Here is a 26,656-nt window from a genome sequence, read left to right as displayed (position 1 = left end):
GAAGAATCAAGAGTTCCAGCCACGGGCCCTGGCCGGCTGGACGGCAACCCTCTCGCCGTAGCGGGGTGCTCCAGGTGACGATTCGGCCGCCCGGCGAGACTCTCCCGGCTGCGGCAAGTACCGCGCTGGTGGCGCCGCGGCCGTAATGGCCGCCGGCACCGCGCTTAAGGCAGAGGATCTTTCCACCATGTCCCTTGTTAGCGACCTTCAGCCGGCAGCCCTGCGCCGCGCCTTTTCACGTTTCCCGTCCGGCATTGCCGCTTTGTGCGCGGTGGTCGACGGAGAGCCGCAGGGAATTGTTGCCTCGTCCTTTACCGTGGGCGTGTCCATGGACCCGCCCCTGGTCCTGTTTGCCGTACAGAACACGTCCCGCACCTGGCCGGTGCTCCGGCCGGCAACGCGGATCGGCGTATCCATCCTGGGCTCCGAACACGAGGGAATCTGCAAACAGATCGCATCCAAAACCGGCGACCGTTTCGCCGGGCTTGACCTGCACACCGACGAGTCCGGTGCCCTGTTCCTGGACCGTGCCGCCCTGTGGCTGGAGTGCTCAGTGGAGAACGAGGTGCCCGCGGGCGACCACACAGTGGTGCTGCTGCGGGTTCACGGCCACACCTCCCACGACGACGCCCATGAGCCGCTGGTCTTCCACGGGTCGGCGTTCCGGCAGCTCAGCGTCCCTGAATTCGCCTGACCGGAAAGCGCCGCCGGGAACTGGAAATTGGAAGCCGCGTCAATTCATTTTCCGCGGCACATTCCTTGCCGGCACGGTCTCCGTTACCAAACCTTTACATCATGCCATGGACGGACTATTGTTCTTCGGATTACTTCGAAAGGAAGTAGCGGAGATGAGCACAAACAGAAATGTCCACGGCACATCACACAAAAAGGGAAAGCCCGGCAGCCGGCCGGGTTTGCCGCTTTCACGGAAGGCTTTGCTTCCGGCAGCAGTACTGGGCCTTGTACTGGCAGGGTGCACCGCGCAGGAGGAGCCGGAGGCCGCTTCCAGTAAGCCGGCCTCGCCCTCAGCCTCTGCCGAGGAGCCGGCCCGGCCGTCCTCTTCAGCCGGCGAGCCCGGCACAAACGGCCTCAGTCTGGAGATCGCGCCGAATGCCACCCAGGCACCCGGCACAGAGGCCTCGCCGAATGCCGCCCAGACACCGGATGATCCAGCTGTGCAGGCTCTGTTCCGGGCGGACAATCCCGTGAGCGTGGAAACTTTCTTTCAGCAGCAGCCGCAGTGGCGTCCCGCCAACGCTAGCGTCGTGCTGGAGGAATCCGGCAGCGGAACCGGCACCTTCGAGCTGCCCGCTATGGAACCGGGGACCAGCTTCACCTCTTATCTCACCTGCAACCAGCCGGGGGCCTACGACATCGAGGTTCTGGACGATGAGTCGGACCACCTTTCCACCGTCGGCAGTGACCACTGCAATGTCCCGATGCTGATGGGTTTCGAACATGTCATCATGCCGGGTGAAAATCCGGCGTCCATCACAGTAGACGGACCGGACGGGGATTACTGGCTTGTTGTCTACCATTTGCCGTCCCCCGTTACGGCGCCCGCCGCGGGTTAAGCAAACTGTCAGCACATTTCATCGGCCGGCACATTTCATCAAAAATAAACGTACCCGCCAGAAACAAAAGTGCCCGGCCGCATCAGCGGCCGGGCACTTTCATCGTTTATGAATCTTCCGAAAAAACTAGGCGTCGTCCTTCGCGGAGTCATCCTTCTTCGGCTCGGGCTTCTTGGCCTCAGGCCTGAAGTCGACACCGGCTTCCTTGCGCTGCTGGGCGGTGATCGGAGCCGGAGCGGCCGTCAGCGGGTCATAGCCGTTGCCGGTCTTCGGGAAGGCAATGACGTCGCGGATGGACTCGGTGCCGGCCAGCAGGGCCACCACGCGGTCCCAGCCGAAGGCGATGCCGCCGTGGGGCGGAGCACCGTACTTGAAGCCTTCGAGCAGGAAGCCGAACTTCTCCTGCGCGTCCTCCTGCGAGAGGCCCATGACCTTGAAGACACGTTCCTGCACGTCGCGCTGGTGGATACGGATGGAACCGCCGCCAATTTCGTTGCCGTTGCAGACAATGTCGTACGCGTAGGCCAGAGCGGATCCCGGGTCGGTGTCGAACGTGTCCATGAATTCCGGCTTGGGCGACGTGAAGGCGTGGTGGACAGCGGTCCAGGCGCCGCCGCCCACGGCAACGTCACCGGCTGCAACGGCCTCGGAGGCCGGCTCGAACATGGGTGCGTCGACAACCCAGACGAAGGCCCAGTCGTTCGGGTCGATCAGGCCGGTGCGGTGGCCGATCTCAACACGTGCGGCGCCGAGCAGCGCACGGGCCGTGGTGGTCTCGCCGGCGGCGAAGAAGATGCAGTCGCCGGGCTTGGCGCCCACCTTTTCCGCGAGGTTCTCCCGCTCGAAGTCGGTCAGGTTCTTGGCCACGGGTCCGGTCAGCGTGCCGTCCTCCTGGACGAGCACGTAGGCCAGGCCGCGGGCGCCGCGCTGCTTGGCCCATTCCTGCCAGGCGTCCAGGGTGCGGCGGGGCTGCGAGGCGCCGCCGGGCATGACCACGGCACCCACGTAGGGGGCCTGGAAGACGCGGAACGTGGTGTCCTTGAAGAAGTCCGTCAGCTCGGTCAGCTCCAGGCCGAACCGCAGGTCCGGCTTGTCGGAACCGAAGCGCGCCATGGCGTCGGCATAGGTCATGCGCTGGATCGGCGTCGGGATCTCGACGTCGATCAGCTTCCAGAGCGAGGTCACGATCTGCTCGCCGAGGGCGATGATGTCGTCTTCCTCGACGAAGCTGGCCTCGATGTCCAGCTGGGTGAACTCCGGCTGGCGGTCCGCGCGGAAATCTTCATCGCGGTAGCAGCGGGCAATCTGGTAGTACTTCTCGAAGCCGCCCACCTGCAGGAGCTGCTTGAACAGCTGCGGGGACTGCGGCAGCGCGTACCAGGAACCCGGGGCAAGACGTGCGGGAACCACGAAGTCGCGGGCACCCTCGGGGGTGGAACGGGTCAGCGTGGGGGTTTCGATCTCCACGAAGCCTTCGTCATGCAGCAGGTTGCGCGCAATGCGGTTGGCCTCGGAGCGCAGGCGCATGTTCCGGGACGGCGCCGGGCGGCGCAGATCGAGGTAGCGGTGTTTCAGGCGGGCTTCCTCGCCCACTTCAACGTGCTCGTCAATCTGGAACGGCAGCGGGTCGGAAGTGTTCAGGACAACAACCTTGTCCGCGATCACTTCCACCTCACCGGTGGCCAGCGAGGGGTTTTCGTTGCCCTCGGGGCGCTTCTGCACGGTGCCGGTGATCTGCAGGACGTATTCATTGCGCAGGCTGTGGAAGACGTCCTCTTCGCGAACGACCACCTGGGCGAATCCGGATGCATCGCGGAGGTCCAGGAAGGCAACCCCTCCGTGGTCCCGGCGTCGGGCCACCCAGCCAGCGAGAGTGACGGTCTGTCCAATATGCTCGGCCCTCAGGGAACCAAGGGCATGAGTGCGCAGCACAGCAGTCCTTTCAAGATTGCTTGCGGAAAACACTGTTCCCGCTCATTGTGAATACAAGGTCTCTTCATGAGTTTACCGGTGTTCACATCCTTTCCCAGCCAAGGGCACCGCCGGGCAGCCGCAGGCTGCGCAGGCACCGCCCCGCCCGACCGATCGGAGGGACGCGTGTCCGGGAGCTCCTCAGGGAAACAGCCGCTCGGCGGTTTTGACGCGGTGACCGTGGGAGTTGGCTGCATGGTCGGGGGCGGCATCTTCATCGTCCTGCCGCCGGTTGCGCAGGCGGCGGGCTTCGCCCTCCCGGCCGCACTGGCCCTGGCGGCGCTGGTTGCCTACTGCTCGGCGGCGTCAACGTTCCTGCTGAGCGCCGGACTGCGCAACTCGGGGCACCGCAACGAAGGCGGCACCACCCGTTCGGCCGCACGGGTCCTCCTGGGACCTTACATGGGCTTCTTCACCGGATGGACGCTGCTGTGTGCGCTGGTGCCGGCGGCTGCGGTGCTCGCCCTGGCCTTTGGTCTCTACACAGTGCCGGAGCATGCCCGGGCGGCGGCCGTTGGCGCCGCGGCCGCGGCCACTGCCCTGAACCTCTTCGGCCTGCAGCGCGGCACCTGGGTGATCCGTTTCATCTTGGCCTTCGTCCTTGGGGTACTGGGATTCGGGGTTGTGGTCGCGTTCAACGAAGCGGGCGGGCAGCCTCCGCAGCCCGGTGTCCTCGAGGATACGACGCCGACGGCGGGACTGCTGCAGGGGGCGGGATTCGCCTACTTCGCGTTTGCCGGATACGCCCGGCTGGCCGCCATGGGCTTCCGGGTCCGGGAGCCGGACCGTCTCATTCCCCGCGTGCTTCCGGCCGCTGTCCTTCTCGCCCTGGGCCTGTACATCCTGGTGGGGCAGTCGCTGCTTGCCTGGTTCTCCGGGCCCGGAGCCCTGGCCCTGGCCCCCGCTCCGCTGCGCGAACCGGTGGCTGCGGTGGGGCTGGGCATCGGCACGGGAGCGGTGGCGATCGCCGCCGGGGCAGCGGCCCTGTCGGGCGCATGGGTGCTGGTTGAAGGAACTGCCCGGACAGCCGAGGCCATGGCGGGCGACGGCGACCTTCCCCGGGTCTTCGGCCGCACCGGAGGCCCCCGGCAGGTGCCCTGGCCCGCTGCCGCGGCGGCAGGCGCCGCCGTCGTCGTCCTGGTACTGACCACGTCGCTGACAACTCTGCTGGGCCTGGCCTGCTTTGGCCTGCTCCTGCATGCCGCCATCACCAACCTGTGCGGCTACGCCCTGGAACAGCGCCGCTGGTACACGCCCCGGGCCGTGAACCTGGCCGGCCTGGCCGGCGCACTGGTGACGGCACTGAGCCTGCCGCCGCCGGCCATCCTGCCCATGCTGATCATCCTGGCGTTCGGGCTCGTGGTGCGGCTGACGGTGCGCCGCAGCCGCACGGGGAGCTAGGAACGCGCCTTGTCCTGCGCGCTCCGCCAGGAGCGGATCTCATCCAGCAGTTCCGCGCGGCGGGCCGGCGGGGCGAAGGACGCCTCCACGGAATTGACCGCCAGTTCCTGAAGCTGGTCCACGGACAGGTCAAAGGTGGACTGCAGCAGCTGGAAGTTGTCGTCAACGTAGCCGCCGAAGTAGGCCGGGTCATCCGAATTCACCGATACGTTGAGCCCGCGGGCCAGCATCTGCGGCAGCGGATGATCGGCGAGGGTGTCCACCGAACGCAGCCGGACGTTGGAAAACGGGCAGATGGTCAGGGGAATACGGTCCCGCACCAGCCGGTCCACGAGCTCGGAATCATCCAGGCAGCGGACACCATGGTCTATCCGGTCCACCAGCAGCAGGTCCAGAGCCTGCTCAATGTAATGTGAGGGTCCTTCTTCCCCGGCGTGGGCCACGCACTTCAGGCCCGCTTCCCGGGCCATCCGGTACAGCTCGATGAAGCCCTCCGGCGGGTTACCCAGTTCCGCCGAATCCAGTCCGATTCCGACGATGGGTGCGTTCAGCGCCAGGAGCTGCCGGAGTACATCTTCGGCTTCCTCCACCGGACGGTCCCGCAGGAACGCGGCGATCAGTTCCGAGGAAACACCGAATTCCTCCAGACTGCCCGCCAGCGCGCCGGCAACGCCGTTGATGCACGTGGAAAGGGGAACACCGCGCAGCAGGTGCGCCTGAGGGTCAACCATCATTTCCACGTGCCGCACCCCCGCCGCGGCAGCCCGGCGCAGGTAGGCGCGGGTCATGTCGGCAAAGTCGGCCTCGGTCCGCAGCACTTCCATGTTGGCGTAGTACAGGTCCAGGAAGGACTGAAGGTCCGTGAACTCGTACCTGGCCCGCAGCTCGGCGAGGTCCGCATAGGGCAGGGTGATGCCGTTGCGGGCGGCCAGCTCGAAGATGAGCTCCGGTTCCAGGGTTCCTTCAATGTGCAGGTGGAGTTCGGCGCAGGGCAGCTGGGCGGCGGGGGAAGTCGACATGCTTTTAAGCCTAGATGATCCCCGGGGACTGCTGAGGACGGAAACCCGGCGGAGGTGCGGGCTCATCCCCCATCCCCCATCCCATCCCTCCATCCCCCACCCCCCATCCCGGAGCAGGCGGCTCATCCTTTGGGAGGACGGAGGGCCGGCTGCGGTGCGGACTCCCGGAACGGTCGCTACGCTGGGTTCATGCTGCCTCCCCCGTCGCCTGACACCGCCAAGGGTCCGGCGGCAGCTACCGGTCAGGCCGGCGGCGCAGGCCCGGCCTCCGGCGCCCTTGATTCCTGGGGCAGCGGAATCTGGCCCACCGGGGTTGCCACTGCCGCCGCCTATTTCGCGGCGGGACTCCTGCTCAAGGCCGCCGGCGTGAACTCCGCCGACCTGTTTCCCCCGGTGGTTCAGGCACCCGGCCAGCTCTGGGTTGTCATCCTGCTGGTCGGCTGCGCCGGAACCCTGTTTCGGCGCCGCCATGTGCCCCTCATGCTGGCTGTCACCGGCAGCGCAATCGTTGCGGGCGTGCTGACCGGTTCAGGGCTGATCAACTACCTGCTGATCTTCGAGTTCTTCTATTCGGGGATCCTGTTCGGCTCTCCCCGGCTCAGCCGTGCACTGGAAAAGGCTTCCCTCGCCACGGCAGCCGTCCTGATCGCCGGGACCAGCGCAGTGTACCGGGACTGGTCCTTTGTCCTTTTCGGTGTTGTCCAGGCGGCCGCCATCTGCCTCATCCCGCTGTGGTGGGCCGGGACGCTGCGCCGGCAGGCCGACCGCGCCGAGCAGGAAAGGATCCGTGCCGATACCGAACGCCTGAACGCGGAACGCGCGGCGGAAATGGCCGAGCTGTTCCTGCAGGTGGCGCTGGCCTCGGAACGCGCTGCGATGGCCCGCGAACTCCACGACGCGATCGCCGGCCGGCTGTCCGCCGTGGCGCTGCAGTCCGCTGCCGCCCTTGCTGCCGAAGACCGGGAGCTGGACCGGCAGGTGCTGGCGCAGGTGCGCAGCGAAAGCGTGCACGCGCTCCAGGAGATGCGCGCCATGATCGACCTCCTGGAATCCCGCGGCAGCGCACCATCGGCCGGAGGCACCGCTCCCGGGTCCACAGCCGGGTCCGCAGAACGGATGCCGATGGCGGGCGGACTGGAGCAGCTGCAGACGCTGACCGAATCCGCGCGGCTGGCGGGCAACCCCGCGACCCTGGCGGTAGACGCCGGGCCGGGGCTTCCGGTTCTTGTGCAGAGCAGCATTTTTCGGATCGTGCAGGAGTCCCTGACCAACGCCGTCAAGCACGCGCCGGGCGAACCGGTGCACGTTGCAGTGCAGCAAAGAGCCGGGGAAATACTGCTGACCGTCAGCAACAGCCTGCCCGCCGAAGCGTCCGGCGCCGGCGCCGGCGCCGGCCTTTCCGGTGCGGACCCCGCCGGAACCGCGGCCAGGGCCGGCAACGGCACGGGCCTGCGGAACATGGCACTGCGGACCGCGCAGCTCTCGGGAACATTTCATGCCGGCCGGACTGCCGGGCCCGCCGGTACCCCCGCAACCTGGCAGGTGCAGGTCCGCCTGCCCTCGGAAGGACACCAGTGACCCCGTCATCCGATCCCACGGGCCCCTCCGGCCCGCCGCCGAACGCACCGCTGCGGATCCTGCTGGCTGACGATCACGCCGCCATCCGAACCGGTCTGCGCATGATCCTGGAAACGGTGGGCGGCTTCCACATTGTGGGAGAAGCCGCGGACGGCGGCACGGCCGTGTCAATGGCCCGCGCACTGCGGCCGGACGTGACACTCATGGATATCCGGATGCCGGGAACCGACGGGATCACCGCGACCACACGGATCGTCACCGAGTCCCTTTCAGCCGTACTGGTCCTGACCACCTTCGACCTCGACGACTACGTGTTCGGTGCGCTGCGGGCCGGCGCTGCCGGTTTCCTGCTGAAATCAGCGGAGCCGGGCGAACTGGTGCGGGCGGTGCGCTCCGTGGCCGACGGCGACAGCGTCCTCTCGCCCGAAGTGACGGGAACGCTGATCGCCGCCTATGTCGACGGCGCGGGTCCCGCAGACCGGGAAACCCGGAGTGCCGCTGCCCCGGCGGGCGCCGGGCACCCGGGGGCGTCCGGCGACTCCGCCGTCCTGCCGGCCGAGGCGCTGACGGCACGCGAAGAGGCTGTCCTGGCGTGCCTGGGCGAGGGTCTGTCCAACCAGCAGATCGCCCGCCGCCTGGCCATAGCCGAGACCACCGTCAAGACCCACGTGTCCCGGGTCCTGGCGAAACTGGGCGTACAGTCCCGGGTCCAGGCGGCCATCGCGTTCCGCGGATATGACTCCCCACGGAGGGTTACGCCGAGGGAGCTGCCTCCACCGCGGTGACCTGAGGAAGAAGGTCTTCGGCCGGCGGCGTCCACGTCTGCGGATCAGCCGGGACCTGGTTTCCGGAGCGGATGTCCTTCACTTCGTGGCTGCCGTCTTCGCCGGTGAACCAGACAAACGGAATGCCGCGCCGGTCCGCATACTTGATCTGCTTGCCGAACTTCTCGGCCTTAGCGGCAACTTCCACGGAAATCCCGCGGCCCCGCAGTTCTCCTGCGATGTCCTGCGCCGCAGACCAGGAATCGTCATTGGCCAGGGCCACCAGGACGGCCGTGGGCACGCTGCGGCTGGCTTCGGCAAAGTTCTGGCTCAGGATGCGCATGACCAGGCGGGTCACGCCGATGGAAAGCCCGACGCCGGGGAAGGTCCGGCTGCCCTTGGACGCCAGGGAATCGTAGCGCCCGCCGGAGCAGATCGATCCGAGCGATTCGTGGCCCACCAGCACTGTTTCATACACGGTGCCGGTGTAGTAATCCAGGCCGCGGGCGATGCTCAAGTCCGCCACAACGCGGCCCGGAGCCCGCTTCACGGCCTCGGCGATGACCTGGGACAGCTCGTCCAGGCCTTCTTCCAGCAGGTCGTTGGACACGCCCAGTGCCCTGACCTGCTCCACGAAGGACATGTCCCCGGTACGGATGGCAGCCAGCTTCAGGGCAGCGTCAGCCTGCTCGGCTGTCGCGCCCAGTTCCTCCTGCAGCAGCTCCGATACCCGGGCGGCACCGATCTTTTCCAGCTTGTCGATGCTGCGCAGCACGCCGGCGGTGTCCTGCAGGCCAATGCCCCGGTAGAACCCCTCGGCCAGCTTGCGGTTGTTGACGCGGATGGTGAAGTCCGGGATGGGCAGCGCGCCGAGGGCTTCGGCAATCACCAGCGCCAGTTCGACGTCGTACCTGAACGGCAGGTCGCCGTCGCCGACGACGTCGATGTCCGCCTGGGTGAACTCGCGGGCCCGGCCTTCCTGCGGCCGTTCGCCGCGCCATACCTTCTGGATCTGGTAGCGGCGGAAGGGGAAGGCCAGGTGCCCGGCGTTCTCCACTACGTACCGGGCAAAGGGAACGGTGAGGTCGAAGTGCAGCGCCAGCTGGTTCGGGTCCTCCTTGGCGGAGCCCTCCCCTTCTTCGGCCTGCAGCCGGCTCAGTGCGTAAACTTCCTTGTCGATTTCGCCCTTGCGCAGCAGCTGTCCCACGGTTTCCACGGCACGCGTTTCAATGTTGGTAAAGCCGTGCAGTTCAAAGGTGCGCCGCAGGACGTCCAGGACGTGGAGTTCGACAAGGCGCTCCTGCGGTAGCCATTCGGGGAAACCGGACAGTGAGGCCTTGCGTGCCATGCGGGCGAGCTCCTTCTAAGGATGTGGGCAGTCTGCTGCAGGGAAATCGCCTGCCGGCGTGCCTAAACTAAGTGCGGCACTCATTTTAGGTCTTCCGCGTTCGCCTTGGCGAACCGGGCGCACCGCCGCCGCCGTGCCGCCGTGCCGGCGCAGCCGGTGTCCGCCGGTGTCCGCCGGTGTCCGTAAGTATGATGCGCCAGTCCGTATGATCCGACAGTCCGTACGTTCCGACAGGAGAATCCGTGGCCGCGACCCGCCAAGACCGCGAAACACGCCGGCGCATCGCCAGGATCAAAGCCCGGCGTGACCTGGCGCAGGCCCAGGCCAAACGCCGGGCACGGGACAACCTCTTCGCCGGTGCCGCAGCCGCCCTGGTTCTCGCCCTTGCCCTGGCACTCCAGGTTGCGTGGTTCTCCTCCAATCCGACCCCCGAGGAGACCCGGCTCATCGAACGGCAGGCGTCCGCCGCGGAGTCTTCCGCCGACCCTGCGGACCGGCCCGCTGCCGAGTCCGGGGTAACCCCGGGCCCGGTCCCGGACAAGTCGCTCGCCGAAGGACGCGTCTTTTCCGGAACGCTGGCCACCAGCGCCGGGGACCTCGGGGTTGAGCTCGACGGCAGCGCGGCCCCGCAGGCGGCGGCAGTGTTTAAGTCACTGGCCGATTCCGGGTTCTTTGCCGGGAAAACCTGCCACCGCCTGACCACGGCGGAGACCATGGGCATCCTGCAGTGCGGTTCGCAGAAAGGCGACGGCGCCGGAGACCCCGCCTACCAGTGGGGCCCGGTTGAAAACACGCCGTCCGACGGCGTCTATCCGGCCGGGACGGTGGCGGTGGCGCGGGCGGATACCACGGACAGCCACGGCACACAGTTCTTCCTTGTTTACAAGGACTCGATTCTTCCGCAGGATGCGGGCGGCTACACGATCATGGGTAAGCTAACCTCAGGGCTGGATGTTCTGGAAGCGGTCGCCGCGCAGGGAGCTGTGAAAGACGGTGCAGAAAGCCAGGACGGCCAGCCGAAAACCCCGGTGACGATAGACTCGTTTACCCTGAAGTAAATGGCAGCGCGGGCTCGCACACTGCCAAACCTCGAGTGAAAGACTTTTAGCGGTGACAGACAGTCAGAAATCCGACGAAACAGTTTCCAGGCCCGTCCCGGAGGCTCCCGACACGCAACGGCCCGCAGCGCCCAGCCCGGCGGCTTTCGCTGCCCGGCGTCCGGCACCTGCAGCCGGCAGCCCGGCACAGGCAGCACCCAAGCCCGTAGTTGCGGCTCCGCCGGTGCATTCGACATCGCTTGAGGAAGCTGCCCGCTTTGCCCGGGTCGAGGAGGACGGCCACGTTTTCCTCGTCGTCAACGGGGAGGAATTCCCGGTTGGCCAGTATCCGGACGCCAGCCGCGACGAGGCCCTGGCCTATTTCGTGCGCAAGTACGACGACGTCGCCAGCCAGCTTGCACTGCTGGAAGCCCGGGTACAGGCCAAGGCGCCCACCACGGACATGCTCAAGACCCTGAAGCACCTCGGCGAGCAGGTGGCCGAGCGCAAGATGGTCGGGGATGTGCTGGCCCTCGATGCGCAGATCGAAGCACTGCGGACGAGCATCAAGGAAGCCGAGGCCGCAGAGCGCGCCGAAGCTGAAGCCGTCAAGGCCCGCGAGCTTGCCGCACGTGAAGCGATTGTGGCCGAGGCCGAGGAAATCGCTGCCAAGGATCCCGCCACCATTCAGTGGAAGACCAGCAGCAACCGGATGAACGAGCTGTTCGAGGCCTGGAAGGCGGCGCAGAAGAACGGGCCGCGCCTGGGCCGCAGCAACGAAGACAGCCTGTGGAAGCGGTTCCGTTCCGCCCGCACCGTCTTTGACCGCCACCGCCGCGCCTACTTCTCCCAGCTGGACAGCGAGAATACGGCGGCCAAGCGGGCCAAGGAAGCGCTCATCGTGCGTGCCGAAGAACTGGCCACGTCCACCGACTGGGGCAACACCGCTGCCGAGTACCGTCAGCTGATGGATGAGTGGAAGGCCTCCAAGCGTGCCAGCCGCAAGGATGATGACGCCCTGTGGGCGCGTTTCCGCGCCGCCCAGGACACGTTCTTTGCCGCCCGCCAGGCCGCCAACGAGGTCATCGACGAAGAGTTCGCCGCCAACCTGACGGTCAAGGAGGAACTGCTGAAGGAAGCGCAGGGCATCCTTCCCGTCCGTGACCTTGCCGCAGCCCGCAAGGCGCTGAACTCCATCCGTGACCGCTGGGAGGAAGCCGGCAAGGTTCCCCGTGCGGACATGGGTCGCATGGAAGCCGGTATCCGCAAGGTGGAGGAAGCCGTCAAGGCGGCCGAGGACGAGCACTGGCAGAAGAGCAACCCGGAAACCAAGGCACGCACCAACAGTGCCCTGAGCCAGCTCGAAGCGACCATCGCTTCCCTCGAGGAAGATCTGGCCGCGGCCGAGAAGGCCGGCAACGCCAAGAAGATCGCGGACGCCCGCGAAGCCCTCGAAGCGCGCCAGCAGTGGCTGGCCATGCTGCAGAAATCCGCTCAGGACTTCTCCTAGCACCGGCACACAGCAGAGGCCCTGCCCGCCCCGTTTTCCACAACGGGCCGGCAGGGCCTTTTGTTTTGCCCGGGCCCGGGCCAGGCTTGATCCATGGCGGCAACACTGTTCCCCTATCCCGGTGTGCTGCCGACAGTCACTTCGACCGGCGGCGCAATTTTTTCGGCGGGAGGGGATTTCTCCGGCGTCGAGCTGCAGGCCATGGCCGCCGACGGGCTGCTGAAAAGGGTGTACGCCGAAACGTATGTCCGGTGGGACATTGAACCCGATCCGGTCTGCCGGGCCCTGGCGGCGGGAAACTGCCTGACGGAGCGGCTGGTGGAGCGGACCATGCTGGGGCGGCTAACCGCCGCCTGGATCTACGGCTGTGCGCCGGCGCCGCGGCAGCTGCAGCTGCTGATCGACCACGGCCGCCGGACCACCGCGCTGCCGCCCTTCAGCACCGCCGTCCTGCACGAGGTGCAGCTGGACCCGGCGGAGGGCATGGAGATCGCCGGTGTTACCGTGACCACTCCCCTGCGAACAGCAACGGACATAGCCCGGCACTGCCCGGAGGGGCCCGCAGTCCGCGCGCTGCTGGCCATCGCGGCGGATCCGGTACTGCGCTGCCCGCTCGGGTTTGTCCGCAGCAAGCTGGAGTCGGCCAGCCGGCTGCCGGGGAAATCGACGGCCCTGCAACGGATCGATGCCGCCCTGCTGCTCGCGGCAGCCGGTGCGGGTCAGACCCGGCGCTGAGATCCGGTGGTGCGGTACACGTCAAACACGCCGTCGATCTTCCGCACGGCGCTCAGGATGTGGTCCAGATACTTGGGATCGCCCATCTCGAACACGAACTTGGACATGGCGACCCGGTCGCTGGAGGTGTTGACGCTGGCCGAAAGGATGTTCACATGGTTCTCCGAAAGCACCCGTGTGACGTCTGAAAGCAGGCTCTTGCGGTCCAGTGCCTCCACCTGGATTTCCACCAGGAAAACCGAGGACTGTGTCGGGGCCCAGTCAACCGGGACAATGCGGTCCGGCTGGTCCCGCAGTTCCGAGACGTTGCGGCAGTCGCTGCGGTGCACCGAGACGCCGGAGCCGCGGGTGACAAAGCCGATGATGGGATCCGGCGGGACCGGGGTGCAGCAGCGGGCCAGCTTGACCCAGACATCGCCCACGCCGCGCACCGTGACGCCCGAATCGGAGAACTTGGGCCGGCGGGCGGCCGTCGAAACCGGCGTTTCCGCCAGGTCCTCTTCAGCGCCCTGGTGTCCGCCCATGAGCGACACCAGGTGCTCGATCACGTTCTGCGCCGAGGTGTGCCCGTCGCCGACCGCTGCGTAAAGCGCCGAAATGTCCTGGTGGTGCAGCTCCTGGGCCACCGCCACAAGGGCGTCATGGGTCATCAGGCGCTGGAGCGGCAGGTTCTGCTTCCGCATGCCGCGGGTCAGGAGATCCTTGCCCTTGTCGATGGCCTCTTCGCGGCGTTCCTTGGTGAACCACTGGCGGATCTTGTTCCGGGCGCGAGGGCTCTTGACGAAGCCCTGCCAGTCCTGGCTCGGCCCGGCGCCTTCCGCCTTGGAGGTGAAGATTTCCACCCAGTCACCGTGCTCGAGCTCGCTGTTCAGCGGCACCAGCTTTCCGTTGACGCGGGCGCCGATGGTGCGGTGGCCCACCTCGGTGTGGACGGCATAGGCAAAGTCCACCGGCGTAGATCCCGCCGGAAGTGCCATGACCTCACCCTTGGGAGTGAAGACGAAGACTTCCCGGGCATTGATCTCAAAACGCAGCGAATCCAGGAACTCGTCCGGATCCGATGTTTCCTGCTGCCAGTCAACCAGCGACCGCAGCCAGCCCATGTCATTGTTTTCCGAGCCGGCCGGTGTCTTGGAGCCGTCCTTGTACTTCCAGTGGGCAGCCACGCCGTATTCTGCCCGGCGGTGCATGTCATGCGTGCGGATCTGGATTTCCACCGGCTTGCCGCCCGGGCCGATCACCGTGGTGTGCAGCGACTGGTACATGTTGAACTTCGGCATCGCGATGTAGTCCTTGAACCGCCCCGGAAGGGGGTTCCAGCGCGCATGAAGGGCGCCGAGCGTTGCGTAGCAGTCGCGGACCGAGTCCACCAGGACGCGCACGCCCATCAGGTCGTGGATGTCGTCGAAGTCTTTGCCCCGGACAATCATCTTCTGGTAGATGGAGTAGTAGTGCTTGGGGCGGCCGGTGATGGTGGCCTTGATCTTCACCGCGTGCAGGTCATCGGCGATCTGCGTCCGGACGGTGGAGAGATACTTCTCGCGTTCGGGAGTGCGGTCGCCAACCATGCGGACGATCTCGTCGTACACCTTCGGATGCAGCGCCGCAAAGGAGAGATCCTCCAGCTCCCACTTAATGGTGTTCATGCCGAGGCGGTGGGCGAGCGGGGCGAAAATCTCCAGGGTCTCGCGCGCCTTGCGGGCCGAGGACTCCTGCGAGACAAAACGCCAGGTGCGGGCGTTGTGCAGCCGGTCGGCGAGCTTGATGACCAGGACGCGGATGTCCTTGGCCATGGCCACAACCATTTTGCGCACTGTTTCGGACTGCGCCGCGTCGCCGAACGTCACCTTGTCCAGCTTGGTAACGCCGTCCACGAGCATTGCCACTTCGGGGCCGAATTCACGCCGCAGCTCATCGAGGGTGTAGCTGGTGTCTTCCACCGTGTCGTGCAGCAGCGCGGCGGCAAGGGTGGTTCCGGTCATGCCAAGCTCGGCAAGGATGGTGGCGACGGCCACCGGGTGCGTGATGTAGGGATCGCCGCTCTTGCGCTTCTGCCCGTCGTGGCTGCGTTCGGCTACCAGATAGGCACGCTGGATAAGGTCCAGGTCCTCTTTGGGATTGTTGACGCGGACGGTGCGCAGCAGCGGCTCGAGCATGGGCGAGTAGCCGGGGCTGCTGCGGCCGGCCAGCCGCGCCAGCCGCGCCCGCGTGGAGGTGCGTCGGCCAGCGGCCGGACGGGCACTCCGATCTCCGGCAGGGACGACGGCGGGGGGTGCGGCAGCGTCCGGGGCCTTCTCCACGGCCTTTCCCGGTTGGGGCTGGCGCGCCGTTTTGGCGGTCCGGCCCGGCCGGGGCGCAGCGGGAACCGGAGCTCCGGGGGCTGCCGCGGCAGGTATTCCCGGGGCCCTTCCTGCGCCGGCCTTGTCGGCCGGTGTCGCGCTCTCGCCCACTGCTGCCCTCTCTGTGACGTGTTCGACCTTGTCCACCCTAAACGCTTCCGTTCACGCACGTGAACGGGCGCCCGGCGAACCGGTCTTCCGTTCAAGTCTATGCCTGTGCCGGTCGACGGTTAAACCACCGGTTCCGCAGCCCGGCCCGCGTCAGGGCGAACCCCGTGCAGGCCGGCCTGCGGAACCGATTGTTCCGGGCCCTGATGCCGGTTGCTAATCAGCTTCCGGCGGAAACCGCCGTTGCTCCCGAGGGAGTTCCGGCGCCGGCCGCGGCACCGGCTTCCTTGGCTTCCTGTGCCCGGCGTTCCTTCACGCGCTTGGCCTGCCGGACAATCTCCGGCTCGTTGCGGCGCAGCCAGGCGTACATCGGAGCCGCAATGAAGACGGTGGCCACGGTGCCGAGAATGATGCCGATGAACAGCGCGAGGGACAAGTCCTTCAGCGTGCCTGCTCCCAGCAGGAAGGCACCGATGAACAGCACGGAGGCAACCGGAAGAACCGCGACCACCGAGGTGTTGATGGACCGGACCAGGGTCTGGTTCACGGCCAGGTTCACCTGCTCCATGAACGTGCGCTTGGTGCTCTTGTCCAGGTTCTTGGTGTTTTCCCGCACCTTGTCGAAAACCACCACCGTGTCATACAGCGAGTAGCTGAGCACCGTGAGGAACCCGATAATGGCCGACGGCGTGACTTCGAATCCGCTGAGCGAATACAGGCCGGCGGTGGTCACCATGACCACAAGCAGCGCGGTGATGGCGGCAACGGACATTTTCCAGGTCCGGAAGTACAGTGCCATAAGCACAGCGGCCAGGGCCACGAAGACCACCAGGCCGATCAGTGCCTGCCGGCTGACGTCCTCGCCCCAGCGGGGGCCGATGAACGTGGAGGTAACCTGCTCCTCTTCGACTCCGTAGGCCTCGGCCAGGTTGTTCTTGACCTCCAGCGTCTGGTCATCGCTGAGCTGCTCGGTCTGCACGCGCATGGTGCCGGGGGCAATGTTGATGATGCGCGCTTCGCTGGCGATCTCCCCCACTGCCTCCTCGCCGGTGCTGACTTCAGTGTTGGCTGCGCCGGAAACGGTGAACTCGGAACCGCCGCGGAAATCGATGCCGAGGTTGAAGCCGCCCTTGACCACGGGGATCAGGATGGAGAGGAGGACGGCGACGGCGGCGATCAGGAACCAGAGTTTGGCCTTGGGCACAAACGGGTAGGAGCGCTTGCCGGTGTAAAGCTCGTTGCCGAACGTGGCAAATCTGGGCAGCTTGCTCATTCCTAGCCCTCCTTCTCTGTGCTGCGGCCGGAGCCGGCCAGTGATTCCTGCTTTTCGGCCTGGCGGCGTTCGGCAATGGTCATGCGTCGCTCTGCTTCCCTGGTGGCAGCCTTGTTCTTGGCCCGCACCGGTGCCTCACCGGGTTCGCGGATGCGTCCGGCGCCGCGGTACAGCGGCACCGCACCCAGCCGGGTCGTATCCAGGCCGGACCACTTGTGGCCCTCGCCGAAGAACTTTGTCCTCGCCAGCAGCACCATGGTGGGATGCGTGAACATGAACACCACAATGAGGTCGGCAAGCGCGGTCAGGCCCAGGGTGAAGGCGAAGCCGCGCACGTTGCCGACGGCAACGAAGTAGAGCACGACGGCGGCCAGCACGTTGACTGCCTTGGAGGCCAGGACGGTACGCTTGGCTCGCTTCCAGCCGTTGTCCACGGCGGCAACCAGGCCGCGGCCGTCGCGCAGCTCATCGCGTATTCGTTCAAAGTAAACGATGAAGGAGTCGGCGGTCTGGCCGATGGCGACGATCAAACCGGCAACGCCGGCCAGGGAGAGCCGGTAGTTCTGCGACCAGCCCAGCAGGCAGATGGCCAGGTAGGTCAGTACGCCTGCGACCACCAGCGAGATGATGGTGACAAATCCGAGGGCGCGGTACTGGAACAGCGAGTAGACCGCCACCAGTGCCAGGCCGATCAGGCCGGCAATGACGCCCATCCGGAGCTGGTCGGTGCCCAGCGTTGCGGACACCTGCTGTTCGCTCTGGATGTCGAAGCTGATAGGCAGTGCCCCGTACTTCAGCTGCTCTGACAGGGCCTTTGCGGATTCCTGCGTGAACTGCCCGGTGATGCGGGGCTCGCCGTCGGTGATGACGCCCTGCACGGTGGGAGCGGAGATGACCTGTCCGTCCAGCACAATGGCGAACTGGTTGTGCGGGTCCCCCTGCTGGAAGGCGAAGAGACGCTCGGTGACGTCCCGGAAGACCTCGGTGCCTTCGCTGTTGAACTTGATGTTGACGCCCCATTCGTTGATGGAGGCGCCCTGTCCGCTCTGGGACAGGCCGAAGGTGGCGGTGTCGATATTGGTTCCGGGCACTTCGACCGGCCCGAGGATGTACTTGGCGCCGGCCGAGGGCTCGCAGGCAATCATCGGCTGGTCCGCCGGTGCGGATTCCACCGAGGCCTCAAGCGTGGCCGGGTCCAGGCAGTCCGTGCTCTCGAACTCGCGGTACAGCTCCGGGGTGATCCAGTTGTCGTCGGAGGCGTTGGCAGGCTCGGCGGCGGGGGCCGGAAGCTGCTCGTCGGGGACCGGCTGCTCCGCAGGGGACGCTGCACCCACGGTCAGGACCGGACGGAACTCCATCGCGGCCGAGGCCTGGATCAGTTCGCGGGTTTCCGCCGAGGGAACGCCGGGAAGCGAAACCACGACGTTGCGCCCGGACTGGGTGGTGATCTCGGCTTCGGAGACTCCGCTGCCGTCCACGCGCTGGCGGATGATTTCCACGGCCTGGTCCAGCTGTTCCTGGGTGATCTCAGCGCCGCCCTGCACCTGCGGGGCGAGGATCATTTCTGTTCCGCCCTCGAGGTCCAGGGCAAGTTTGGGGGTCCAGCTGGCGTTGCTCCACATGGAGCCGCCGCCGAGCAAAAGGGCCAGAGCAGCAAAAATGACGCCCAACCAGAGGAGCGTCTTTCTTGCGGCCGAGCCGGGGCCGGTACGAGGCATAGAGGATAGTCCTTACAGGGGTGAGACACCGGGGGCGTAGTCGACCCCGGCCAGCCTGCGGAGAGTCTCCCTCCGCAGGCCCGTGGAGAGTCTAGTTCTCTTTCTTGTTTTCGCGGTTCAGGCGATCAAGCGTTTCCTCGGGAGTCTCCTCGGCGCGGGCCACTGACTCGTCGCGGCGCAGGTCATCGCCGGCGGGTGCGGCGTCGTCACTGCGGTCGGCGGAGGTAATCGAGGAGGCGTCGTCCGGAACAACCGGGGCCTCTTCGTTAGCGGCGGGTTCCGTGGTGACGACCTTGGTCAGCGCCTGCAGGTGAACGGTGGCGGTGTTCCCGGGCGAAAGCTCCAGGACGGCCTTGTTTTCTTCGTTGTTGATCGACAGGATCGTTCCGAACAGACCGAACTGGGTCATGACTTCGGTTCCGGGAACCATCTGGGTCCGCTGCTCCTGGACCGTCTTCTGCGTCTTCTTCTGCTTGCGGAACATCATGAAGATGAACAGCGCCAGCAGGATCGGCAGGAGGAGGCTAGAGAACGAGAAGCCGCCGGGGGCCTGTTCCGAGGTGGTTTGGGCCATGACGTTTAAGAACACAGAGTGGTTCCGTTTCTGTTGGAAATTGATGTGCAGGTGTCTCCGGAACGGCAGGCGCCTGCTTCGGCGCCGCCGTGATCCGCTGGTGCAACAGTGATCCGTTGGTGCAACGGGCGCAGAAGCCCGCCCAACGAATGACCAGTCTAAAGGTAAAACGTTCGCCGCGGCGGAAAAGTTGCAGAAGATGCTGTACTTTTCCCGTACCTTCCCTGCTAATTCTCCCTCCCGCCGGCGGCGCCCTCAAGTCCGTCCGGACTAGGCTCCGTCGTTCTAGGCTCCGTCGTTCAAAGCTCAGTCGCCGGAGGAGGTGTCCGCGGAGGACGTGTTGGTGCCGGGACCGGAAAACATGTTCTCCGGAAGGCCGGCGGCAACGTTGTCGGGCATCTGCAGGCCCAGATGCTCCCACGCGGCACGCGTGGCAACGCGTCCGCGCGGGGTCCGGCCCAGCAGGCCTTCGCGGACCAGGTACGGTTCGGCAACGGTTTCCACGGTTTCAGGCTCTTCGCCGACGGCGATGGCAAGGGTGGACAGGCCAACCGGCCCGCCGTTGAACTTGGTGACCAGGGCCCGCAGCACGGAACGGTCCAGCCGGTCCAGGCCGCGGGAATCAACCTCGTACATGTCCAGGGCGGCTGAAGCGGTGCGCGCGTCAATCTGGTCCACGCCGTGCACCAGCGCCCAGTCGCGGACCCGGCGCAGCAGCCGGTTGGCGATGCGGGGAGTTCCGCGGGAGCGTCCCGCGACTTCGGCAAACCCGGCGGAATTGACCTTCATGTCCATCAGCATTGCGGAGCGCCGCAGCACAAGTTCCAGTTCTCCGGTGGAATAGAACTCCAGATGCCCGGTGAAGCCGAAGCGGTCGCGCAGCGGACCAGGCAGCAGGCCGGCCCGCGTGGTGGCTCCCACCAGGGTGAAGGGCGGCAGGTCCAGCGGGATGGCCGTGGCGCCGGCGCCCTTGCCCACGATGATGTCCACCCGGAAGTCTTCCATGGCCATGTAGAGCATTTCCTCCGCGGGGCGGGACATGCGGTGGATTTCGTCGAGGAACAGCACCTCCCCCTCGGTGAGTGAAGAAAGGATCGCGGCCAGGTCGCCGGCATGCTGGATCGCCGGCCCGGATGAAATGCGCAGCGGTGCGTTCATTTCGGCAGCGATAATCATCGACAAGGTGGTCTTGCCCAGTCCGGGAGGGCCCGAAAGCAGCACGTGGTCGGCGCTGCGGCCCCGGAGCCGCGAGGCTTCCAGCACCAGCGACAACTGCTCACGCACCCGTTTCTGACCCACAAAGTCGTCGAGCTTCTTCGGCCGCAGGGCTGCCTCGATGGCTTTGTCATCGGGGTCCCCGGTGGGGGCAACCAGTCCGTCTCCGGGCAGTGCCGGCACCTCAGCCCACCTGCTGGCGGGGAGCCCGTGCCCGTGCACCGTCGGTGCCCAGGCGGCGGAGGGTCAGCTTCAGGATTTCGCCCACGTTGCCGGCGGCCGCCACATCGGGGGCTTCGGCAACGGCGGCGTCGATGGCCGCGGTCGCGTCCTTTTCCGTCCAGCCCAGGCCGGTCATCGCAGCCAGGACCTGGTCCTGCCAGCGTGCTGCGCCGGGGGCATCCGCAGTGCCCAGCGGCACCAGTTTGTCGGCCAGCTCCAGCACGATCCTGCGGGCTCCCTTGGGACCGATGCCCGAGACCTTGCTGAAGGCCTTGTCATCACCGGAGGAGGCCGCCACCCGGATGGCTTCGGGGGTGTGGACGGCAAGGACGGCCAGGGCAATGCGGGGACCCACCCCGCTGACGCTCAGCAGCGTCTCGAAGACTTCCCGCTGGTAGGCGTCGGTGAAGCCGTACAGGGTCATCGAGTCCTCGCGGACAATCATGGCGGTCTGGATCACCGCTTCGCGGCCCGGGTGCAGGGAACCCAGCGTCTGCGGCGTGGCCTGCACCAGCATTCCCAGGCCGTTCACATCGATCACTGCCGAATGCAGGCCAACGTGCGTTACTGTCCCGCGCAGGGATGCGATCATGACGAAACTCCAGAGGCTGTGTAGAACATATCTACGAATACCCTACTGTGTGCTGCGGCGGTTGCCCGGTTCCGGCGCGCTGCCGCGGCCCAACCGGCGGTTCCGAAGGCCGGTCCCGGGGTCAGCGCCGGGCACGGGCCTCGGCCTCGGCCCACAGCCGCTGTGCAGGGGTCAGTCCGGCCGTCGGGGGCCTGCGCACCGCGCGGGCGCCGGAGGCGGAGCCCGCCGTCGTCTGCCCGGGGCCGGCAACTGAGCGCCGCCAGGCGTGGGTGATGGCCAGTGCCAGCGCGTCTGCGGCATCGGCCGGTTTGGGAGCCTCGTCCAGGCGCAGGATCTTGGTGACCATTTTTCCCACCGCGTCCTTATTGGCTCCGCCGGACCCGGTGACCGCGGCCTTGACCTCGGTGGGAGTGTGCAGCGCTACGGGAATGCCCCGCCGCGCGGCGGCGGCGATGACAACGCCGGAGGCCTGGGCAGTGCCCATCACCGTGCTGACATTGAGCTGGCTGAAGACGCGCTCCACGGCAAGGACATCCGGTTTATGCGTGTCCAGCCACAGGTCAATGGCGTTGGAGATGACAAGCAGCCTGCCGTCCAGGGCGGTTCCCGCCTCGGTGCCGACCACGCCCACAGCCACCAGGGTGGCGCGGCGGTTGCGTTCGACGTCCACCACTCCCAGACCGCACCGGGTCAGGCCCGGGTCGACACCCAGGACGCGCAGGCTCACTTATCAGTCGTCTTCGAGCTGGGCGAAGACCTCTGCGGGGATGTCGGCATTGGAGTAGACGTTCTGGACGTCGTCCAGGTCTTCCACCGCGTCCACAAGCTTCAGGAACTTCCGGGCGCTGTCCGCGTCCAGCTCCACGTGCATGGACGGCAGGAATTCGGCTTCGTCGCTCTCGTACTCGATGCCGGCATCCTCCAGCGCGGCGACAACGGCACGCAGGTCCGCCGCTTCCGAGATGATCTCGAAATTGTCTCCGGATTCCTTGACCTCGTCGGCGCCTGCGTCTAGCACGGCCATCAGGAGGTCGTCCTCGGTGAGGTCCTTCTTGGGCAGGGTGACGACGCCCTTGCGGGTGAACATGTAGGCCACCGAGCCGGGATCGCCCATGTTGCCGCCGTTGCGGGTGACCGCAAGGCGAACTTCCGAGGCGGCACGGTTCTTGTTGTCCGTCAGGCATTCGATCAGCAGGGCGGTGCCCTGCGGGCCGTAGCCTTCGTACATGATGGTCTGGTAATCGACGGCTTCGCCCAGGAGGCCGGCACCGCGCTTGACGGCGCGGTTGATGTTGTCGATGGGGACCGAGGTCTTTTTCGCCTTGGCGACGGCGAGTTCAAGGCCGGGGTTTCCGGCCATGTCTGCGCCTCCGGCGCGGGCCGCAACTTCGATGTTCTTGATCAGCTTGGCGAACGACTTTGCACGCTTGGCGTCAATGACTGCCTTCTTGTGCTTAGTGGTTGCCCATTTAGAGTGGCCCGACATGCTCTACGCTTCTCCTCTGATCATCTGGATAAAAAGTTCGTGAACGCGGCTCTCCCCCGTTACCTCCGGATGGAACGAGGTGGCCAGCAGATTTCCCGAACGCACTGCCACAATTCTAGCGACGAAATCGTCAGCAGACGCATGACCCCGCTCCCGCGGCGGAACCCGGGCCAGCACTTCCACTGAATCACCAACCTTTTCCACCCACGGCGCACGGATAAAGACGGCGTGGACCGGCGGGGACTGCCCGGCCGGGTCTGCGGACGGCAGGGTCGCAAGGCCGCGGAACTCCAGGAGGGTTTCGAAGGACTCCCGCTGGCGGCCGAAGGCATTGCGCCGGACCTCGATATCCAGCCCGCCCAGCGTCTGCTGGGGCGCCCCCGAAAGGTCGCGGGCCGGATCAGAAAGATGGTCCGCCAGCAGGATCATTCCGGCGCAGGAGCCGTACACCGGCAACCCGGCCCGGATCCGCTCCTGCAGCGGGGCATAAACGCCAAAGGCCCGCATGAGCTTGTCCATGGTGGTGGATTCCCCGCCGGGCAGCACCAGCCCGTCCAGGCCGGCGAGCTCCCCGGGGCGGCGCACGGGAACAGCGGCCGCTCCCGCCGCTTCCAGGCTTGCCGCGTGTTCGCGGACACCGCCCTGCAGCGCCAGGACACCGACCCGCAGGGGACGCCCGGGCGGGCGGAAAGGAGACGCGCCGGCTTCAGTCATCAGGCCAGTCTACGATGCAGCATCCCTGCGGCCGCGCACCGGCAAGGGCCGCGGGGGCTCCTTACGATATATTCATAAACCATGAGTTCTTTCTCCGTCCTGACAGGCAAGCTGGTCCGCAGTGCCTCCAAACTGCGCGGCGGCGGCTCCGCACTGCCCGGCCTGGTGGTGGAGAAAATCGATCCCGATTTCATCCGCCGCACGCTGGCCGACCTTCCGCTGGGCGTCGCCGTGGTTTCGGGCACCAACGGGAAAACAACCACCACCAAAATGGTGGTGGAACTGCTCGAATCCCAGGGCCTGAAGGTGTTCACCAACCGCACCGGCAGCAATTTCACCCGCGGCGTCGCCGCGGCCCTGCTCGGCGAGGTGGACTGGCGCGGCCGCCTCGATGCCGACGTCGCGGTCCTGGAGCTGGACGAAGCGCACGCCGTGCACTTCGTGAAGCTGATCCAGCCGCGGTATTCGCTGCTGCTGAATGTGCTCCGTGACCAGCTGGACCGTTTCGGTGAGATCGACAAGACCACCCGGCTGCTCGAGGCCATTGCCAAGGCCACCACCGGCACCGTGGTCCTAAACCGCGAGGATCCGCGCGTCGCCTCGATTGCCGCTTCCCTGGACAAGCAGGAAGTGCGCTACTTCGGGCTGGACGCGTCCCTGCGCAGCACCTTCCCGAACGACGACGAGATGCGCGGTTCCAGGGCGGAGGCGCTGGCAGCGGTGCTGCCGGCCGACGTCGTGCTCGAACGCGTGGCCGAAACCGACGCCGACTTCCGCGTCGACGACACCGTGGTGACCACGGGGCTGAAGCTGCGCGGGGTCTACAACATCTTCAACGCTGCGGCCGCACTGGCCCTGGCCCGCGTCATCGCCGGGCCTTCGGCCAACAGCGACGCCCTGTTTACGGCGCTGTCCAACGTGGAGCCGGCGTTCGGGCGCGGCGAGTCCCTGGTGGTCAACGGGCAGCCGCTGGAGCTGGTGCTGGTGAAGAATCCCAGCGGCTTCCGGCTCGGACTGAAGTCCTTTGCCGCCCACGGCTACTCGACCATGATCGCCATCAACGACAACTATGCCGACGGGCGCGACATGTCCTGGCTGTGGGACGTCGACTTCGAGACGCTGGCCGAAAACGGCGTGAACATGGTCACCGGCGCGCGCGCCTACGACATGGCGCTGCGGCTGAAGTACGACGACGTTCCGGTGGCGGACATCAACCCGGACATCACCGATGCGCTGAAGGCCTTCATCTCCGGCTCCGGCCAGCGTCCCATGCGCATTTTCTGCACCTACACGGCCATGCTGGCCGTGCGGCGCGAACTATCCAAGATCACGACAGTAGAGGTGGTCTCATGAGCGAGGACCGAATCGCAGCCGGCAACCGGAGCATCAACATCCTCCAGCTGTACCCGCGGGAAATGAACATTTACGGCGACTGGGGCAACGTCCTGGTCCTGAAACAGCGCCTGAAATGGAACGGCTACACCGCAAACGTCCTGGAATACAACGTGGGTGATGATTTTCCCGCCGACGTCGATCTCCTGGTGGGAGGCGGCGGACAGGACAGCGGGCAGGTGGTCATCCAGGAGGACCTCCAGTCGCTGGCCCCCACGCTGCGGGCCCTGGCTGAGGATGACGTTCCGATGCTGGCGATCTGCGGGCTGTACCAGCTGTTCGGCCGGTTCTTCAAGACACACACCGGCACGGTCATTCCGGGCATCGGGCTGCTGGACCTGGAAACGCACGGCGGAACGGAGCGGCTGATCGGCAACGTGCTCTCCGTCAGCGAGGAGTTCGGCGAGATCCACGGCTACGAGAACCATTCCGGCCAGACCTTCCTGGGCCCGGGCGTGAAGCCGCTGGCCGAGGTCCGCAAGGGCGAGGGCAACAACTCCAAGGACAACTACGAGGGCGCCCGCTACCGCAACGTGGTCGCCAGCTACCTGCACGGTTCATTGCTGCCCAAGAACCCGGCCATTGCCGATTTCCTGATTCAGCAGGCCGTGACGCGCAAGTTCGGCAGCTTCGAGCCCGCTCCCCCCTCCCCCGGCGACCTGGACGAGCTGGCCCGGCTCTCCGAGCTGGCCCGGCAGCACGCCGGCCAGCGCCCCCGCTAGCCGCACTTACTTCTCGGCGCTCACCAGCCACTCGCGGGCGCCGGCTTCGGCCGCGCCCATCGACTCGACCACCTCGATGGTGCGCGCCCGGACCGCGGCCTGCTGGGCCTCGGGGGCGCAGGCGCCCTGCGGCAGGTCAGCCGCGACGGAGCACCAGCGGTAAGGGTCCCGGACGATTACCGACGGCGCCCAGGCCAGGTCCGTGACGCTCCAGGCGCCGCCGTCGTCCTGGCCGAACTGGGCGCGCAGGATCAGTCCCTCGTTGTTTACGTCGTACCAGGGCGAGAGCTCAGTGACGGAGTTGCCCAGCCCGTACGCGATCCAGGTGCCGTTGTAGTTTTCGATCGGCAGCACGGAGTGGCTGTGGTGCCCGTAGATGAAGTCGAACTCGCCGCTGTCGGCCAGGGCGTGCGCCGTTTCCATCTGCTGGGCGTTGGGCGCCGAGGCATATTCGTCGCCGGCATGGACGGCGCCCACCACAACGTCGGCGCCCGCGGCCCGCGCAGCCTGTGCCCGGGCTATCATGTCCGCCGGATCCAGCAGGTCCACCTGCCAGTCAAACTCGGCGGTCATTCCGTTCAGCCCGTAGGTTGCTTCGATCACCGACACCTTCGCCGCCGGGGTCTGCAGGATCATCGGTACCGCCGCTTCAGCTTCCGAGGCGTAGGAACCGGTGTGAGCCAGTCCGAGGGCGTCCAGCTCGGCCAGCGTGCGGTTCAGTCCCTCGGTCCCGGCATCCACCGTGTGGTTGCTGGCCGTGGTGCAGGCGTCGTATCCCGCGTCCCTGGCGGCAGAGAGGATCTGGGGCGGTACATTGAAGAGCGGATATCCGGTGTACGGCCCCTCCGCGGCCGCCACCGGCGTCTCCATGTGGCAGATGCCCGCGTCGGCGCGGTCCAGGTAAGCGCGCTTGCCTTCCAGGAGCGGCCCGAAGTCCATCGGCACCCGCCCCGACACCGCGGCGTCGGCTTCGGCCTGGGTCCACAGCTGCGGATGCACCAGCAGGTCACCGGCCACCATCAGGGAAAAACACCGTACGGCGGCACACCCCGGGCCCAGTCCCGGAGTCGGCTCGGGAACCGGCTGCGCAGAAGCAGCCGACGACGGCCCGGACGTATTTTCCGGGACCGGAAGCTCAGCCGCGCGCGGTGACATGGACGCCGTGGGCTCCGCATCCGGGCCGGATTCCGGGGAGCAGCCCGCCGCACCGGCTGCAAGCGCCAGTGCCAGGACCGCCGTGAATCCGAACCTGCGTGCACCCATGATTGTTACCGTCCGTCCTTTCGCCGCCCGGTGCAGCTGCGCCAAGCCTACGACGGCGTTTCTGTTGTTCGCCTCACTTTGCATGTGCGAGTCTTGACGCT

General features: G+C 66.6%; 23 protein-coding genes and 1 riboswitch. Of the genes, 10 read left to right on the top strand and 13 right to left on the bottom strand.

Annotated elements, in window-relative coordinates:
* Nucleotides 1-4 precede the first annotated feature (4 nt).
* A riboswitch (SAM riboswitch) is annotated at nucleotides 5-126 on the top strand.
* 61 nt (nucleotides 127-187) lie between these two features.
* Together WKB88_RS13000 and WKB88_RS12995 are read left to right on the top strand one after the other, a co-directional pair.
* Entirely contained in the window at nucleotides 188-694 is a 507-nt protein-coding gene (locus WKB88_RS13000) for a flavin reductase family protein (RefSeq protein ID WP_341394962.1), read from the top strand.
* 511 nt (nucleotides 695-1,205) lie between these two features.
* Nucleotides 1,206-1,574 (top strand): hypothetical protein, encoded by a 369-nt coding sequence (locus WKB88_RS12995; protein ID WP_341394961.1) that lies wholly within the window; start codon nucleotides 1,206-1,208, stop codon nucleotides 1,572-1,574.
* A gap of 126 nt (nucleotides 1,575-1,700) precedes the next feature.
* On the opposite strand, the gene aspS is transcribed toward WKB88_RS12995, so the two are convergent.
* The gene (aspS, locus tag WKB88_RS12990) at nucleotides 1,701-3,506 is read right to left on the bottom strand and encodes an aspartate--tRNA ligase (protein ID WP_341394960.1); all 1,806 of its coding nucleotides are present in this window, start codon (nucleotides 3,504-3,506) and stop codon (nucleotides 1,701-1,703) included.
* A 165-nt stretch (nucleotides 3,507-3,671) separates the two neighbouring features.
* On the opposite strand from aspS, the gene WKB88_RS12985 reads away from it, so the two are divergent.
* Nucleotides 3,672-4,946 (top strand): APC family permease, encoded by a 1,275-nt coding sequence (locus tag WKB88_RS12985; protein ID WP_341394959.1) that lies wholly within the window; start codon nucleotides 3,672-3,674, stop codon nucleotides 4,944-4,946.
* Here WKB88_RS12985 and WKB88_RS12980 read toward each other — a convergent pair.
* Nucleotides 4,943-5,965, bottom strand: coding sequence for an adenosine deaminase (locus WKB88_RS12980; RefSeq protein WP_341394958.1), 1,023 nt, complete (start codon nucleotides 5,963-5,965; stop codon nucleotides 4,943-4,945). The genes WKB88_RS12985 and WKB88_RS12980 overlap by 4 nt on opposite strands.
* A 189-nt stretch (nucleotides 5,966-6,154) precedes the next feature.
* Between WKB88_RS12980 and WKB88_RS12975 the strand changes: the two genes are divergently transcribed.
* Both WKB88_RS12975 and WKB88_RS12970 read left to right on the top strand, forming a co-directional pair.
* The gene (locus tag WKB88_RS12975; protein WP_341394957.1) at nucleotides 6,155-7,543 is read left to right on the top strand and encodes a histidine kinase; all 1,389 of its coding nucleotides are present in this window, start codon (nucleotides 6,155-6,157) and stop codon (nucleotides 7,541-7,543) included.
* Nucleotides 7,540-8,328 (top strand): response regulator transcription factor, encoded by a 789-nt coding sequence (locus WKB88_RS12970; protein WP_341394956.1) that lies wholly within the window; start codon nucleotides 7,540-7,542, stop codon nucleotides 8,326-8,328. The genes WKB88_RS12975 and WKB88_RS12970 overlap by 4 nt, the downstream gene beginning before the upstream one ends.
* Here the strand turns inward: WKB88_RS12970 and hisS are convergent.
* Nucleotides 8,297-9,655 (bottom strand): histidine--tRNA ligase, encoded by a 1,359-nt coding sequence (hisS, locus tag WKB88_RS12965; protein WP_341394955.1) that lies wholly within the window; start codon nucleotides 9,653-9,655, stop codon nucleotides 8,297-8,299. The two genes, WKB88_RS12970 and hisS, sit on opposite strands and share 32 nt — an antisense overlap.
* 242 nt (nucleotides 9,656-9,897) lie before the next feature.
* Between hisS and WKB88_RS12960 the strand changes: the two genes are divergently transcribed.
* The 3 genes from WKB88_RS12960 (at nucleotide 9,898) to WKB88_RS12950 (ending at nucleotide 12,937) form a co-directional block, all read left to right on the top strand.
* A complete protein-coding gene (locus tag WKB88_RS12960; protein WP_341394954.1) occupies nucleotides 9,898-10,713 on the top strand; it encodes a peptidylprolyl isomerase in 816 nt (271 codons plus the stop codon).
* 52 nt (nucleotides 10,714-10,765) lie between these two features.
* A complete protein-coding gene (locus tag WKB88_RS12955) occupies nucleotides 10,766-12,202 on the top strand; it encodes a DUF349 domain-containing protein (protein WP_341394953.1) in 1,437 nt (478 codons plus the stop codon).
* 93 nt (nucleotides 12,203-12,295) lie between these two features.
* Nucleotides 12,296-12,937 (top strand): hypothetical protein, encoded by a 642-nt coding sequence (locus WKB88_RS12950; protein WP_341394952.1) that lies wholly within the window; start codon nucleotides 12,296-12,298, stop codon nucleotides 12,935-12,937.
* On the opposite strand, the gene WKB88_RS12945 is transcribed toward WKB88_RS12950, so the two are convergent.
* The 9 genes from WKB88_RS12945 to pdxT form a co-directional block, all read right to left on the bottom strand.
* A complete protein-coding gene (locus WKB88_RS12945) occupies nucleotides 12,922-15,093 on the bottom strand; it encodes a RelA/SpoT family protein (protein ID WP_341395095.1) in 2,172 nt (723 codons plus the stop codon). The genes WKB88_RS12950 and WKB88_RS12945 overlap by 16 nt on opposite strands.
* A gap of 511 nt (nucleotides 15,094-15,604) precedes the next feature.
* Nucleotides 15,605-16,657, bottom strand: a complete 1,053-nt coding sequence (gene secF, locus WKB88_RS12940) for a protein translocase subunit SecF (protein ID WP_445818918.1) — start codon at nucleotides 16,655-16,657, stop codon at nucleotides 15,605-15,607.
* Between the two features lie 2 nt (nucleotides 16,658-16,659).
* On the bottom strand, nucleotides 16,660-18,375 hold the full coding sequence (gene secD / locus WKB88_RS12935) for a protein translocase subunit SecD (RefSeq protein WP_341394951.1): 1,716 nt from the start codon (nucleotides 18,373-18,375) through the stop codon (nucleotides 16,660-16,662).
* Between the two features lie 91 nt (nucleotides 18,376-18,466).
* Nucleotides 18,467-18,949 carry a preprotein translocase subunit YajC gene (gene yajC / locus WKB88_RS12930; protein WP_341395093.1) on the bottom strand — a complete coding sequence of 161 codons (483 nt, stop codon included), beginning with the start codon at nucleotides 18,947-18,949 and terminating at the stop codon, nucleotides 18,467-18,469.
* Nucleotides 18,950-19,255: 306 nt separating this feature from the next.
* On the bottom strand, nucleotides 19,256-20,338 hold the full coding sequence (gene ruvB / locus WKB88_RS12925) for a Holliday junction branch migration DNA helicase RuvB (protein ID WP_341395092.1): 1,083 nt from the start codon (nucleotides 20,336-20,338) through the stop codon (nucleotides 19,256-19,258).
* 10 nt (nucleotides 20,339-20,348) lie between these two features.
* Nucleotides 20,349-20,978: a Holliday junction branch migration protein RuvA gene (gene ruvA, locus WKB88_RS12920; RefSeq protein WP_341394950.1), complete on the bottom strand. Its 630-nt coding sequence runs from the start codon at nucleotides 20,976-20,978 to the stop codon at nucleotides 20,349-20,351.
* A 121-nt stretch (nucleotides 20,979-21,099) separates the two neighbouring features.
* The gene (gene ruvC / locus WKB88_RS12915; protein WP_341394949.1) at nucleotides 21,100-21,705 is read right to left on the bottom strand and encodes a crossover junction endodeoxyribonuclease RuvC; all 606 of its coding nucleotides are present in this window, start codon (nucleotides 21,703-21,705) and stop codon (nucleotides 21,100-21,102) included.
* Nucleotides 21,706-21,708: 3 nt separating this feature from the next.
* Nucleotides 21,709-22,464, bottom strand: coding sequence for a YebC/PmpR family DNA-binding transcriptional regulator (locus WKB88_RS12910; protein WP_341394948.1), 756 nt, complete (start codon nucleotides 22,462-22,464; stop codon nucleotides 21,709-21,711).
* Between the two features lie 3 nt (nucleotides 22,465-22,467).
* Entirely contained in the window at nucleotides 22,468-23,178 is a 711-nt protein-coding gene (gene pdxT / locus WKB88_RS12905) for a pyridoxal 5'-phosphate synthase glutaminase subunit PdxT (protein WP_341394947.1), read from the bottom strand.
* Nucleotides 23,179-23,259: 81 nt separating this feature from the next.
* Between pdxT and WKB88_RS12900 the strand changes: the two genes are divergently transcribed.
* Both WKB88_RS12900 and WKB88_RS12895 read left to right on the top strand, forming a co-directional pair.
* A complete protein-coding gene (locus WKB88_RS12900; RefSeq protein ID WP_341394946.1) occupies nucleotides 23,260-24,531 on the top strand; it encodes a MurT ligase domain-containing protein in 1,272 nt (423 codons plus the stop codon).
* The gene (locus WKB88_RS12895) at nucleotides 24,528-25,292 is read left to right on the top strand and encodes a type 1 glutamine amidotransferase (RefSeq protein WP_341394945.1); all 765 of its coding nucleotides are present in this window, start codon (nucleotides 24,528-24,530) and stop codon (nucleotides 25,290-25,292) included. The genes WKB88_RS12900 and WKB88_RS12895 overlap by 4 nt, the downstream gene beginning before the upstream one ends.
* Before the next feature lie 6 nt (nucleotides 25,293-25,298).
* Here WKB88_RS12895 and WKB88_RS12890 read toward each other — a convergent pair whose 3' ends face one another.
* Nucleotides 25,299-26,555, bottom strand: coding sequence for a CapA family protein (locus WKB88_RS12890; protein WP_341394944.1), 1,257 nt, complete (start codon nucleotides 26,553-26,555; stop codon nucleotides 25,299-25,301).
* Between the last annotated feature and the right edge of the window lie 101 nt (nucleotides 26,556-26,656).

The organism is Arthrobacter sp. G119Y2, from assembly GCF_038069765.1.
Taxonomy (GTDB): Bacteria; Actinomycetota; Actinomycetes; order Actinomycetales; family Micrococcaceae; genus Arthrobacter_B.
The sequence above is the reverse complement of the archived record's forward strand: the minus strand, read 5'-3'. Positions and strand labels throughout refer to the sequence as shown.